Here is a 12,896-nt window from a genome sequence, read left to right as displayed (position 1 = left end):
ATTCGCACCTCGCGCACCTGCTCCGACCTGCGGTTGGATGGCGTGGCGACTTGACGCACCAGCGTTCGGGCTTACCCGCTCGAACCGGAGTTACTCAGATTTCGTCCGCATCATGGACAAATGTGAGTTAGAACTCCAAGCTCCGGCGGCCTTCGAACGCGCGGCCGAGCGTGACCTCGTCGGCGTACTCGAGATCGCCGCCGACGGGGAGCCCGCTGGCCAGGCGTGTGACTTTCAGCCCCATGGGTTTGACCAACCGCGCCAAGTAGGTCGCAGTGGCCTCCCCTTCCAGATTGGGGTCGGTCGCGAGGATGATCTCGGTGATCTGGCCGTCGGCAAGGCGCGACATGAGCTCCTTGACACGCAGGTCATCGGGTCCGACCCCCTCGATGGGGCTGATCGCGCCACCCAGTACGTGGTAGCGCCCCCGGAACTCGCGGGTGCGCTCGATGGCGACGACGTCCTTGGATTCCTCGACGACACAGACGACCGCGGGGTCGCGGCGCGCGTCACGGCAGATACGGCACTGCTCCTCCTCGGCCACGTTGCCGCAGACCGAGCAGAACCGCACTTTCTCCTTGACCTCGACAAGCGCGTTGACGAGGCGTTTGACGTCCGCGTGTTCCGCGGACAACAGGTGGAAGGCGATGCGCTGCGCGCTTTTCGGACCGACGCCGGGCAGCCGCCCGAGCTCGTCGATCAGAGACTGCACCGCGCCTTCGTACATCGCCTACCCGTTCATCGGACCGACTCGTCGGGGGCGGCCCACGTGCCCTCTCGCCGTCCACGTTATCCGTGCCGACGACCCCTCGCGCACGAGAAGGCCGCCGTCACCGTCGTTCGCGTGGTGGAGATCACATACCGGGAAGGCCGCCGGGCATCCCTCCGGGCATGCCGCCGGGCATGCCGCCGAGGCCCTCGGTGAGCGGACCCATCTTCTCCTGCTGCATCCGCTCGACCTGTGCCTCGGCGTCCCGGATCGCGGCGAGAACGAGATCGGCGATGGTCTGCGCCGACTCCTCGCTGTCGGAGGCCTCGACCGCCTTGGGGTCGACGGTGATGTCCTCGACCTGGCCGCGGCCGCTCAGTTTGACCTTGACCAGGCCGCCGCCGGAGCTGCCCTCGACCTCCGCCTCGTCCAGGGACTTCTGTGCCTCGACGAGCTGCTGCTGCATCTGCTGGGCCTGCTGGAGCAGGGCCTGCATGTCCATTCCCTCAGGATTCACGGCCGTCTCCCTCTTCGGCACCCGCGGTGCCGGATGTCGCTGTCTCGCTGTTCCTGTGAGCGTAACCGCTCGGCTCCGGTGCCGTCCGGTGGCCGAGCAGTGCCCCCGGAGGTGTTCGGTCGGCACCGCGTACGTGTGCGTAGAACCCCTCCTGGCCCGACAACGAACGAGTCCGCCCGATCACTCCCCCGGCGCCCCTTTCGAACAGCGGGAACCGCTGCGCCTCGCTCGGCACCGACCCACCGACAACGCCCCCCTAGGCACGACTGAGACGAAGAGTAGCGCTAACATCACTTTCGGTTGCAGATGTGTCTTGCGGGGCACGACCGAGACGTCACGGGGGACCGATCACGTGTTGACCGCCAGGGAACGCCATTCGGCGCTGATCGAGGCGATGGTCGCGGACGGCACACTCACCGATCCCGGTCTCATCGAGGCCTTCCGGGCGGTTCCACGGCACTCCTTCATCCCGGACACCGGTGCTTCGACCGTGCGCGGGACCACGCTCGACGCCACAGGGAACCCCGAACGCTGGCTGGCCGCGGTCTACGCCGACAACGCGATCATCACCCGTGTGGACGAGGGCGGGGTGCCGCGACAGCGTGGCGACGAGGCCACGCCACGCACCCCCGAGGCGGAGGCGGCGACCTCCTCCAGTTCCGCACCCACCGTCCTGGCCCAGCTCCTGGGCCTGGCCGAGCTCGCAGACGGATTGCGTGCCCTGGAGATCGGCACCGGTACCGGTTGGAACACCGCTCTGCTCGCGCATCGGCTCGGTGACGGCTCGGTGGACTCGATGGAGATCGATCCGCGGGTGGCCGAGAACGCCCGGCAGGCCTTGTCGGAAGAGGGGCGTTCCCCCCGCATCGTCGTGGCCGACGGCTACGCGGGCCGTCCCGAGAGCGCCCCCTACGACCGGATCACCTCCACCTGCGGGGTACGGACCCTTCCACCCTCGTGGTTGGAGCAGATTCGCCCGGACGGGCTCATCGTGTGTCCGTGGGGCGCGTTGGAGGGCGCAGGGGTACTGGCACGGTTCGAGTGCCCCGGTGACGGCACTGCACACGGGACCTTCCACGGGGGCGTGGGTTTTGTGCCCCTGCGCGTTCCCGGACCGCAGGCGCCGCCGGTGCACGACAGCGGGCAACAGCCGGACGAGTACCGCCTGACCCAGGAGGACCCGATCGCGCCGCTGATGTCGTTCCCGTCGGCGTTCGCGCTGTCGGTGATGGTGCCGGACTGGCGGGTGCGGCGCCGATGGATCGGGACCGGGTCGGGGGTATGGATCAACGACCACACCGACGAGTCGTGGGTGCGTGTGTATCCGTACGGGACCTCGTGGATGATCGAGCAGGGCGGACCGCGCAGCATCTGGGACGAGTTCGAGGAGGCTCTGGCCACCTGGACCGAGCTCGCCGAGCCCCCTCCGGATCGCTTCGGGATCTCGGTCGGAGACGACGGCACGCACCGGACCTGGCTGGACTCCCCCGAGGGCCGGTCCTGGCCGGTCACACCGGCCACAGGGCGCTGAGCCCGAACTCCCGGACACGAGCGGCGGGCCCCCACCGCCGGCGGACGGGGCCTCCGCACAGCTCGGACCGCGGCCCCGGGACTCCCGCCCCGAGCAGACTGCCCTTTGTTCTCGGCCACGGCCCTCGCCCCTCCCACGTCGGGCCGCGGCGTCCCGTCCTTCCGGAACCGGTGGAGCACCCTCTGGGCCAAGACGGTACGTCTCGTTCTTCCCCGGATAGCGTGGGAGCATGAAGGAGAATGCCTCAGCCGACGGCGGACGGCGCGCGCCGAACCCGAAGCGCCGCAGCGCACGGGCCGAACGCGCGATCCTCGACGCCGCCTCGGAACTCATCGTCGAGGTCGGGTTCGCCCGGATGACCATGGAAGCCATCGCCGCCCGCGCCCGGGTCGGTAAACAGACCATCTACCGGTGGTGGCCCTCCAAGTCCGCCGTGGTCCTGGACGTGTTCACCCATCTGACCGGTGAGAAGGCCGGGCAACCACTGCCCGACACCGGGGATGTCGCCACCGATCTGAAGACCGTGCTGCGCGCCACCGTCGACGAGTTCACCACCCCCGCGATGGACCGGACCGCACGTGCCTTCACCGCGGAGATCCAGCACGACACCGAACTGGCCGTACAGATCGGCGAACGCCTCGTTTCCCCCGGAACGGAGGTGTACAAAGAACGGTTGCGCAGCGCGGTGGACGCGGGACAGGTGCGTGCCGATGCCGATCTCGAGCTGGCCGTCGAGCTGCTCACCGGACCGTTCCAGAAACGGTGGCTGCTGCGGACCGCACCCCTGACCCACACCTACGCGGAAGACCTCGTCGACATGGTCATGTGTGCCCTGAGGCCCTGACCGGTGCGGCGTTCAGCCCTGGGGATCGTGTTCGATCTCGTCGATGAGTTTGCCGCCGAGCTCGCTCTCGATGAGCGCCACACCCGAGGTACCCGAGGCGCCCGGTCCGCCAGAAGCGTCCGGGCCGCCGGGAGCTCCTCCGGCGTCTGTTCCCCCGGACGGACCGGGGCGTTCGGGCCCCGTCGGCTCGGGCCGCCGCTCCTGTGCTGCCCCGCGCTGCGGTTCGGCCTGCCCCTGAGCAGGCTCGGGCGGCGGGGCGGCCGAGGCGTCCTCGAACGGGTCCGGCGGCGGCTCCTCCAACCCGGTGACGATCTTGTCCGCCGGCGGGCCTGGCGGGACCTGCGGCTCGGTCGGCCCCTGGGACGCGGGTTCCGGGGTCGGCTCGGGGGCCGGTGTTTCCGGGGCGCGTGCGGGCTCGGCCGGACGCGGCGGTTCCTGGGCAGGGCCGCCCCATCCCGCGGGCTCGGCCGGACGCGGCGGTTCCTGGGCAGGGCCGCCCCATCCCGCGGGCTCGGCCGGACGCGGCGGTTCCTGGGCAGGGCCGCCCCATCCCGCGGGCTCGGCCGGACGCGGCGGTTCCGGGGCACGCGTGGGAGCCCCGCCACCGCCCTGGCCACCCGCGGCGACCCGGACCTCGACACCCAGGACCTCCTGGATCGCTGCCGCGACCACCTGGTCACTACCGCTGTTACTGAAGCCCTTGGCCTCGTTGGGGCGCGAGAAACCGAGGAGTACGGTGTTGCCCTCGACCCCCTCGGGGCCGACGTCGCTGCCGGTGAGCACCATCCAGGTGAACCGCCGCCGGTTCTTGACCGCTTCCAGGATCTGGTGCCAGGCGCCCTGGAGCCGGCCGAGATCGAGCGCTCCCCCACCGGGGGCCGGTTCCTGAGCGGCATGCTGCGCTGCGGCCTGCTGGGGCTGTGCTGGAGCCTGCTGGGGTTGCGGCGCGGCGGTCGCACCGGTGGACCAACCCGTGGGTTCGGCCGACCCCTGCGGACGCTCGGGCGCCGGCTGTTGGGGCTGTGCGGCCGGAGCGGTCGGGGCCCGAGGAGGTTCGGCGGGTGCCTGCGGTGCGGCCGGGGGCGCTGCGGGTTGCTGCGGTGGTGCGGGCTGCTGTGGCGGTGCGGCCGCAGCGCCGGAGGAGACACGGCGCTCCATCTGTTCCAGCCGGGCCAGGAGTGCCGTGTGGTCGGAGTCGGTCGCGGGCAACAACACACGCGAGCACATCAGCTCCAGCATGAGCCGGGGCGCGGTCGCACCGCGCATCTCCGTCAACCCCTGGTTGAGGATGTCGGCGGCACGGGTGAGCTCGGCCGGCCCCATACGGGAGGCCTGTGCCTGCATCTGCTCGACGGACTCGGCCGCGACGTTGACCAGCCCCTTGTCGAGGGCGTCGGGCACGGCCGCCAGGACCACCAGGTCACGGAAGCGTTCGAGCAGGTCGGTGGCGAAACGGCGCGGATCGTGGCCGCCCTCGACCACCCGGTCGATCAGTCCGAAGACCGCGGCACCGTCCCGTTCGCCGAGCGCGTCGACCATCTCCCCCAACAGGCTGGAGTCGGTGTAACCGAGCAGGCCCACCGCGCCTTCACGGGTAATGCCCTCGTCCCCGGACCCGGCGATGAGCTGGTCCAGCACCGACAGGCTGTCGCGCGCCGAACCCGCGCCCGCGCGCACGACCAGGGGCAGAGCGGCTTGCTCGTAGCGGAGGCCCTCCTCCTGAAGGAGGTCCTGCATGAGTTCCTTCAGGGTGGTCGGCGGGATCAGCCGGAACGGGTAATGGTGCGTTCGCGACCGGATCGTCCCGATGACCTTCTCGGGTTCGGTCGTGGCGAAGACGAACTTCAGGTGCGGTGGGGGCTCCTCGACGAGTTTGAGCAGCGCGTTGAACCCCTCACGGGTCACCATGTGCGCCTCGTCGATGACATAGATCTTGTAGCGCGAGTTCACCGGAGCGAAGAACGCACGCTCCCGCAGGTCGCGAGCGTCGTCAACACCACCGTGCGAGGCCGCGTCGATCTCGATGACGTCGATGCTGCCGCCACCGTCGGGGCCCAGGGCCACGCAGGACCCGCACGTGCCGCACGGGTCGGGGGTGGGCCCCTCCTCGCAGTTGAGCGACCGGGCCAGGATGCGCGCGCTCGTGGTCTTGCCGCAGCCGCGCGGGCCGCTGAAGAGGTAGGCGTGGTTGATGCGTCCGCTGCGCAGTGCCTGCCGCAGCGGGTCCGTCACGTGTTCCTGACCGCGTACTTCGCCGAACGTCGCCGGACGGTACTTGCGGTACAGCGCGATGCTCACGGTGCGATCACTCCCCTGGTCCCTGCCACGGGTCCATTCAACCCGCTACCACCGACAGCTCGGGCCGGGTCGTGGGAAACCGGGAGGGGGACGGCTGGGACTCCCAGAGACAGAAAAGGACCCCCCGCGCACCCGCCAGAGCCCACTTATCCTTGCTGCCTTCCGGCCCTGGGGAGGTTCATAGGGTGACGCCGCACGAGGGGTCTGCCCCAAGCCTACCCGAAACGGGGACCGCTCTGGCAAACCCTTTCCGGGCCCTGTCCCGTGCGCGTGTGCACACCCCTCCGCGAAGGATGTAGTGTCTGGCCGTGACCGGACGCGCAGCGCCCGGGAACGGTCGACCGTCGGCCGGAGGGATGGACGAAGCACCCCTCCGGAGCCTGTAGAGTTGATCTCGGAGGATTCGCCTAGTGGCCTAGGGCGCACGCTTGGAAAGCGTGTTGGGGGCAACCCCTCAAGGGTTCGAATCCCTTATCCTCCGCCGGAGCGAAGGCCCGGGACGCACAGCGTTCCGGGCCTTCGTCGTTCCTGGCCACAACGGGCATCCGGAGGTCTCCCGGACCCGCCGCCCACAGCACCGGGGGCTCCGCCGCCCGCTCCCGGGCCGCCGTACTGCGGCCCTTCCCCGCGCCGCTCCTGGTCCGGCGCCCTCGCCGTCCCTAGTCTGGGTCCAGGCTGGCGCCGTCCGAGGGGAGAGCTATGAGTACCACGGTAGCGGTCCTGGGGACCGGGATCATGGGGTCGGGCATGGCCGCGAACCTCATCGCCCGGGGTTTCGAGGTACAGGTGTGGAACCGCACCCGGGACAGGACCCGTCCCCTGGTAGAGGCCGGCGCACGTGCCGCGGCCTCGCCGGCGGAAGCGGTGCAGGGCGCCGATGTCGTGCTCACCGTCCTCTTCGACGAGGGGGTGACCGCCCATGTCATGGAGCAGGCCCTGCCCTCGTGCTCACCCGAGACGGTGTGGGCGCAGGCGGGCACGGTCGGGGTGAAGGGCACGGACGACCTCGCCCGACTCGCCGAGCAGCACGGGGTCCGCATGGTCGACACACCCGTCCTGGGCACCAAGGAACCCGCCGAACAGGGCGCGCTCGTGGTCCTGACCGCGGGTGAGGGGACGGCGCTGGCGGCGGCTCGCCCGGTGCTGGAGGCCTTCTCCTCACGCGAGGTCCACGTGGGTGACGAGCCCGGCAGGGCCTCGGGTCTCAAGCTGGCCTGCAACGCGTGGGTCACCACGTTGACGGCGGGGGTGGCCCAGTCGATGGCGATGGCCCGTGCGATGGGCGCGGACCCCCGACTCTTCCTGGAGGCGATCTCCGGTGGAGCCTTGGACGCCGATTACGCGCACCTCAAGGGGGAGATGATGCTCAGCGGTGAGTACCCGGTCTCTTTCCCGGTGCACGGCGCGCTCAAGGACCTCGACCTGATGGTGGCCAGTGCCCGCGGCCACGGCATTGCGTCGGGTGTTCTGGACGGTGTACGTGTGCAGTTCAAGGCGGCCGAGCTGAGCGGTTTCCGGGACGATGACATCGCCTCCGTCTTCGAGGCCGTCACCCCTGACGACGATACTCGGTGACCCAGGAAACGACCGACCCACGGAGGTGTCGAGCATGGCCCAGGACGTTCCGCGGCACGAGCTCTCCGACGGCACGGAGATGCCCGCGCTCGGGTTCGGTACCTATCAGCTCACGGGGGAGGAGGGCACCCGGTCGATCGTGTCGGCGATCGAGGTCGGCCACCGGTTGTTGGACTCGGCGGTCAATTATCAGAACGAGGACGCGGTGGGTGAGGCGGTACGGCGCTCACCGGTGCCCAGGGAGGAGCTGTGGGTCACCTCCAAGCTCCCCGGGCGCGACCATGCCTATGCCCGGGCCCTGGAGGCGGTCGAGGGATCCCTGCGCGCCTCGGGGCTGGAGTACCTGGACCTGTACCTCATCCACTGGCCGAACCCGGTCGAGGACCTGTACGTGCAGGCCTGGCGGGCGTTGGTGGAGGCACGCGAGCGCGGGCTGGTGCGTTCCATCGGGGTGTCGAACTTCCTGCCCGAGCACCTGGACCGCATCGTCGGGGACACCGGGGTGACGCCTTCGGTCAACCAGGTCGAGCTGCATCCCTACTTCCCGCAGCAGGAGCAGCGTGCCAAGGACGCCGAGCTGGGGATCCGCACGGAGTCGTGGAGCCCGCTGAGCCGGGCCAAGACGCTGCTGGGCGAGCCGGTGATCGAGAACATCGCGCGGAAGCACGGGCGCACCCCTGCGCAGGTCGTCCTGCGCTGGCACCACCAGTTGGGGGCGGTCCCGATCCCGAAGGCGTCGGGGCCGCAACGCCAGCGGGAGAACCTGACGGTCTTCGACTTCTCCCTCTCGGACGAGGAAGTCGGGGAGATCACTGCTCTGGGCCGTCCCGATGGGCGTAACAGGGGGCAGGATCCGGCGGTGTACCAGGAGTTCTGACTGTTCGGGCGCGGCCCCGGGGCACGTGCCCCGGGGCCGCGTTCGTGTTCGGCGCCGGAGTCGGAAGCGGAGCGGGCCCTCCTTCTCCCTATTTTGCAACTTGTTGCATAAACTGGGGACGGGCCCACACCGGCCACGATGCACCGCACAAGGAGACCGAACATGAGCGAGCACCCCCACCTCCTGGAACCCCTCGACCTGGGCTTCACCACCCTGCCCAACCGCGTCATCATGGGCTCCATGCACGTGGGCCTGGAAGAGGCACCCGACGGCTTCGAACGCATGGCGGAGTTCTACGCCGAGCGCGCCCGGGGCGGCGCCGGGCTCATCGTCACAGGCGGCATCGCCCCCAACCCGGAAGGTGCCACCTACACCGGGGCCGCCAAGCTCACCAACGCCGACGAGGTCGCCCGACACAAGACCGTCACCGACGCGGTGCACGCAGCCGGCGGGCGTATCGCCATGCAGATCCTGCACACCGGCCGGTACGCCTTCAGCGAGGAGTCGGTCGCCCCCAGCGCGATCAAGGCACCGATCAGCGCCTTCACCCCCCGCGCGCTCACCGAGGGCGACATCGAGCGCACCATCGAGGACTTCGCACACACCACCGCCCTGGCCCGCGAGGCCGGCTACGACGGTGTCGAGATCATGGGGTCCGAGGGTTACCTCATCAACCAGTTCATCGCCTCGGCCACCAACCAGCGCGAGGACCGCTGGGGCGGTTCCTACGAGAACCGGACCCGTTTCCCGCTGGAGATCCTGCGGCGTGTACGCGAGCGCGTCGGCGAGGACTTCGTGGTCGTCTACCGCCTCTCGATGCTGGACCTGGTGCCCGGCGGTTCCACCTTCTCCGAGGTCGTGCAGCTCGCCAAGGCCGTCGAGGAGGCCGGCGCCGACATCATCAACACAGGGATCGGCTGGCACGAGGCCCGGGTGCCCACCATCGCCACGTCCGTGCCCCGCGGTGCCTACAGCTGGGTGACCCGCAAGCTCATGGGCGAGGTGTCGGTACCGCTGGTGGCCGTCAACCGGATCAACACCCCCGAGGTCGCCGAGCAGGTGCTGGCGGAGGGCGACGCCGACATGGTCTCCCTGGCCCGGCCCTTCCTCGCCGACCCCCACTTCGTGGCCAAGGCCGCCGAAGGGCGGTCGGAGGAGATCAACACCTGCATCGGCTGCAACCAGGCCTGCCTGGACCACACCTTCAGCCTCAAGATCACCTCGTGCCTGGTCAACCCGCGCGCCTGTCACGAGACGGAGCTCGTGCTGGAGCCCACCCGCACCGTCAAGGAGGTCGCCGTGGTCGGCGCCGGACCGGCCGGCCTGGCCTTCGCGGTCTCGGCAGCCGAGGTCGGCCACCGGGTCACCCTCTTCGACGCCGCGGACGAGATCGGCGGCCAGCTCAACATGGCCCGGAAGGTCCCCGGCAAGGAGGAGTTCGAGGAGACCCTGCGCTACTACCGGGTCCAGCTCGACAAGCTCGGGGTCGACGTGCGCCTGGGTGCCCGTGTGGACGCGCCCGCTCTCCAGGGCTACGACGAGGTCGTGGTGGCCACCGGGGTGTCCCCGCGCACCCCGGACGTGCCCGGCATCGACCACACGAAGGTCGTCTCCTACGCCGACGTGCTGCGCGGCGAGGTCCAGGTCGGCGAGAAGGTCGCGATCATGGGCGCCGGCGGGATCGGCTTCGACGTGGCCGAGTACCTGACCGACAGCGGTGAGGGCGCGAGCCAGGACATCGGGGAGTTCTTCCGCCAGTGGGGTGTGGACACCGACCACACCACCGTCGGTGGCCTCACCGAACCCGAGCGCCCCGCTCCGCCGCGCCGGGTCCACCTGGTCCAGCGCAAGACCAGCAAGCTCGGGAAGGGCTTGGGCAAGACCACCGGGTGGATCCATCGGGTGGAGCTGCGCCAGCGCGGTGTCGACATGGTCGCGGGCGCCGCCTACGACAGGATCGACGACGAGGGTCTGCACATCACCGTCGACGGCGAGCCCCGGATCCTGGACGTGGACCACGTCGTGGTCTGCACGGGCCAGGAGTCGCGCCGTGACCTGGCCGACGAGCTGTCCGGACTCGGCACCACCGTGCACGTCATCGGCGGTGCGGACGTGGCAGCGGAACTCGACGCCAAGCGCGCCATCGACCAGGGCACACGTCTGGCCGCGGCGCTGTAGTCCGCGTGCGGTCGTTCCCGTCCCGGCCGGGGCGGGAACGACCGCACGGTAACAGGGCCCGTCCCGCCGACAGGTTCTACAATCGCGGCCATGTCCCTGCCCCACGCGATCCTGACCGCTCTGCTGGAGAAACCCTCCTCGGGTTCGGAGCTGACCCGGCGTTTCGACCGGTCCATCGGTTACTTCTGGTCGGCCACCCACCAGCAGATCTACCGCGAACTCGGGAAGTTGGAACGGGCGGAGCTCATCCGCACCCTTCCCGGCGGAGCACCCACCCGCGGGCAGAAGAAGGAGTACGAGGTCCTGGCCGCGGGCCGGGAGGAGCTCGTGCGCTGGGTCGACCGGCGCGAGGACCCCAAGGTGGCCCGGGACCCCCTGCCCTTGCGGCTGCGCGCCGCCGGGGTGGTGGGCCTGGGTGACCTCGTCGACGAGCTCCGTCGCCATCGCGACCTGCACCGGGACCGGCTGGAGGAGTACAGGGAGTTCGAACGGCGCGACTACCCCGCCGAACCCGCCACCCGTCAGGAGCGGGTGCAGTGGCTCGTCCTGCGCGGTGGCATCGACATGGAGGCGGGGTGGATCTCCTGGCTCACCCGGGCCGTCGACGAGCTATCCGAAGAGGCCTCCGGCCGAGGTCCGCGGTCCTGAGCGGTCGAGCGGGGACGCTTTCGGTCCCCGGCCCGGGACGCTGCCGTGGCCGGGGGCGGGGCACGGCCCCGATGCCCGTCACCGGACGCCGGGGACGGCCTGTTCAGGACCGGCCTCCACCCCGAGCTCCGCGAGCCTGTGCAGATGGGCTTCGTGGCTGAAGCACTGCTCCAGGACCGCCCAGGCCTGTTCCACCTGTTCACGGCTGCGTCCGGGGACGGCGAAGAGCCAGTTGACCGCGTCTCGTACATGTTCGGGGGCCGCATAGATCGCGGCCGGGCCGAAGAGTTCCTCGAACTTGGGAGGCAGGATCGTCGGCACTCCGGCCGCCATCGCCTCGAGCGGTGCACGACCGAAGGCCTCCAACAGGTCGGAGGCGGTCTGGTAGACGTACACGTCCAGCCCTCGGAGGAACTCCGTGACCGGAACCGAGTCGTACTCGTAGGAGACCCACCCCTCGGGCAGCGACCCGAGCATGCGTCGGGGGACCGCGGTGCCGCCGAGGACGTGGACCTCGTGCCCCTCCCCCGCCGGATACGCCGCCGAGAGCAGGTCCGGGCTCTCGGGCCATTTGGAGACGTGGTCACGCGAATGCCGCCCGATCCGCACCCCGTCGTCCGTACGGAGAGGGCCCTCGCCCCGCCATTCGTCCAGGTCGATGATGTTGACCCAGTCGTGTTCGGACAGGAGCACCGGACCGAGTTCGCCGGCGTGGTGTTCCAGGAGTGCACGCCGCACGAACGGGCTGATCGGACACCACTCGTGCTCCCCGACCCAGTCCTGGAGCGTCCGGTACGTCCGGTCGACGTCCCAGACCTGTTCTCCCGCTCCTTCCTCCCCGTAGTAGCGGCAGGGGGTCTGGTTCACGACGAGTTTCGTGGCGCGTGCGGTGACCTGCGGCAAGTCCTCCTGGAGGCGTTCGACGCTCCTGGGGTGGCGCACGATCATGAGGTCGCAGACCACCCGTTCCCCGGGGCGCACGTACCGCACCCGGTCGCCGTCGACGAACCGGTTGAACTTGGGGTTGACCGGCCGCCCCGGCTTCTGGTTCCCGAACGGGTTGTGCAGCAGCCCCGTGCGCAGCCCGCCGGCGGTCTGGGCCGCTACTTCCTGAAGGTTGCTGCCCGTGGTCCCGCCCAGATTGCAGAAGTCCGAGACCAGGAGCACGTCGAAGTGGACCGGCCCCCCGGGCGACGGTTCCGGTGACCCGGTGTGGTCGGGCGAACGGGGATCGGACAACAGGGCTGCGTGGCGCAGGGCACCGGCACGGTCGTTCTCGCCGATCGCGGTGTACCACTCGGCCGACGCCGACAACGCCGACGCACGGGACTCCGGTGCGCGTGTCGGTTCGGCCGAGAACTCGCGCAACTCCTCCAGTGCTGTCATGGAGAACCCGCCCCACAGATGGCGGCGCAACCGCTGGACGTGCCGCTCGTCCGCGACCGTCCGTGACCGCGGACGAGAAGCCGCAACGGCCCCGCGCTCCTCCCTGCGCAGCAACACCACCGAACGTCCGGCCCAGGCGGTCCCTCCGAGCAGGAAGAGGCTGGCCGCGGCCAGCCCCACGCGCCCGCCGACGAACACGACCAGGACGGCCACACACGCGGTGGCCAGGACGAAGACCGTCCTCATCGGGACGTGGGCCCGAGTTCTCCGCCACAGATCGACGAGCAGGGCTCGAAGTTTCGGGATCATCGTCGTCTCCCATCGAAGCATCTG

Annotated in this window: 10 protein-coding genes, 1 tRNA gene and 1 other RNA gene; 7 read left to right on the top strand and 5 right to left on the bottom strand. The window is 70.2% G+C overall.

Annotated elements, in window-relative coordinates; genetic code table 11:
- Positions 1 to 127: 127 nt before the first annotated feature.
- Together recR and D456_RS0115345 are read right to left on the bottom strand one after the other, a co-directional pair.
- Positions 128 to 727 (bottom strand): recombination mediator RecR, encoded by a 600-nt coding sequence (gene recR / locus D456_RS0115350; protein WP_017577068.1) that lies wholly within the window; start codon positions 725 to 727, stop codon positions 128 to 130.
- A gap of 127 nt (positions 728 to 854) precedes the next feature.
- On the bottom strand, positions 855 to 1,211 hold the full coding sequence (locus D456_RS0115345) for a YbaB/EbfC family nucleoid-associated protein (RefSeq protein WP_017577067.1): 357 nt from the start codon (positions 1,209 to 1,211) through the stop codon (positions 855 to 857).
- 370 nt (positions 1,212 to 1,581) lie between these two features.
- Between D456_RS0115345 and D456_RS0115340 the strand changes: the two genes are divergently transcribed.
- Together D456_RS0115340 and D456_RS0115335 are read left to right on the top strand one after the other, a co-directional pair.
- Complete coding sequence (locus tag D456_RS0115340; protein WP_040699437.1) at positions 1,582 to 2,757, top strand: methyltransferase domain-containing protein; 1,176 nt, start codon at positions 1,582 to 1,584, stop codon at positions 2,755 to 2,757.
- Positions 2,758 to 2,986: 229 nt separating this feature from the next.
- A complete protein-coding gene (locus D456_RS0115335) occupies positions 2,987 to 3,601 on the top strand; it encodes a TetR/AcrR family transcriptional regulator (protein ID WP_017577065.1) in 615 nt (204 codons plus the stop codon).
- Between the two features lie 12 nt (positions 3,602 to 3,613).
- Here the strand turns inward: D456_RS0115335 and D456_RS0115330 are convergent, their stop codons facing one another.
- Positions 3,614 to 5,899, bottom strand: coding sequence for a DNA polymerase III subunit gamma and tau (locus D456_RS0115330; protein WP_017577064.1), 2,286 nt, complete (start codon positions 5,897 to 5,899; stop codon positions 3,614 to 3,616).
- Positions 5,900 to 6,011: 112 nt separating this feature from the next.
- Positions 6,012 to 6,107: signal recognition particle sRNA small type (gene ffs, locus D456_RS25705), an RNA gene on the bottom strand.
- Between the two features lie 188 nt (positions 6,108 to 6,295).
- On the opposite strand from ffs, the gene D456_RS0115325 reads away from it, so the two are divergent.
- The 5 genes from D456_RS0115325 to D456_RS0115305 all read left to right on the top strand — a co-directional run bounded on the left by D456_RS0115325 (position 6,296) and on the right by D456_RS0115305 (position 11,177).
- Positions 6,296 to 6,380: transfer RNA gene (locus D456_RS0115325), tRNA-Ser, on the top strand.
- A gap of 218 nt (positions 6,381 to 6,598) precedes the next feature.
- On the top strand, positions 6,599 to 7,474 hold the full coding sequence (locus tag D456_RS0115320; RefSeq protein ID WP_017577063.1) for an NAD(P)-dependent oxidoreductase: 876 nt from the start codon (positions 6,599 to 6,601) through the stop codon (positions 7,472 to 7,474).
- 34 nt (positions 7,475 to 7,508) lie between these two features.
- Positions 7,509 to 8,351 (top strand): aldo/keto reductase, encoded by an 843-nt coding sequence (locus D456_RS0115315; RefSeq protein WP_017577062.1) that lies wholly within the window; start codon positions 7,509 to 7,511, stop codon positions 8,349 to 8,351.
- A gap of 162 nt (positions 8,352 to 8,513) precedes the next feature.
- On the top strand, positions 8,514 to 10,529 hold the full coding sequence (locus D456_RS0115310; protein ID WP_017577061.1) for an oxidoreductase: 2,016 nt from the start codon (positions 8,514 to 8,516) through the stop codon (positions 10,527 to 10,529).
- Between the two features lie 90 nt (positions 10,530 to 10,619).
- Positions 10,620 to 11,177 (top strand): PadR family transcriptional regulator, encoded by a 558-nt coding sequence (locus D456_RS0115305; RefSeq protein ID WP_017577060.1) that lies wholly within the window; start codon positions 10,620 to 10,622, stop codon positions 11,175 to 11,177.
- 78 nt (positions 11,178 to 11,255) lie between these two features.
- Here the strand turns inward: D456_RS0115305 and D456_RS0115300 are convergent, their stop codons facing one another.
- A complete protein-coding gene (locus tag D456_RS0115300) occupies positions 11,256 to 12,872 on the bottom strand; it encodes a glycosyltransferase family protein (RefSeq protein ID WP_040699422.1) in 1,617 nt (538 codons plus the stop codon).
- Positions 12,873 to 12,896: the final 24 nt, after the last annotated feature.

Source organism: Nocardiopsis kunsanensis DSM 44524, from assembly GCF_000340965.1.
In the GTDB taxonomy this organism is placed as follows: domain Bacteria; phylum Actinomycetota; class Actinomycetes; order Streptosporangiales; family Streptosporangiaceae; genus Nocardiopsis; species Nocardiopsis kunsanensis.
Note: the sequence above shows the minus strand (reverse complement) of the source record. Positions and strands in the feature narration are given on the sequence as shown.

Coding starts and splice junctions, on each gene's coding strand:
- D456_RS0115305 (WP_017577060.1), top strand. CDS start 10,620: ATGTCCCTGCCCCACGCGATCCTGACCGCTCTGCTGGAGAAACCCTCC.
- D456_RS0115320 (WP_017577063.1), top strand. CDS start 6,599: ATGAGTACCACGGTAGCGGTCCTGGGGACCGGGATCATGGGGTCGGGC.
- D456_RS0115315 (WP_017577062.1), top strand. CDS start 7,509: ATGGCCCAGGACGTTCCGCGGCACGAGCTCTCCGACGGCACGGAGATG.
- D456_RS0115335 (WP_017577065.1), top strand. CDS start 2,987: ATGAAGGAGAATGCCTCAGCCGACGGCGGACGGCGCGCGCCGAACCCG.
- D456_RS0115310 (WP_017577061.1), top strand. CDS start 8,514: ATGAGCGAGCACCCCCACCTCCTGGAACCCCTCGACCTGGGCTTCACC.
- D456_RS0115345 (WP_017577067.1), bottom strand. CDS start 1,211: ATGGACATGCAGGCCCTGCTCCAGCAGGCCCAGCAGATGCAGCAGCAG.
- D456_RS0115300 (WP_040699422.1), bottom strand. CDS start 12,872: ATGATCCCGAAACTTCGAGCCCTGCTCGTCGATCTGTGGCGGAGAACT.
- recR (WP_017577068.1), bottom strand. CDS start 727: ATGTACGAAGGCGCGGTGCAGTCTCTGATCGACGAGCTCGGGCGGCTG.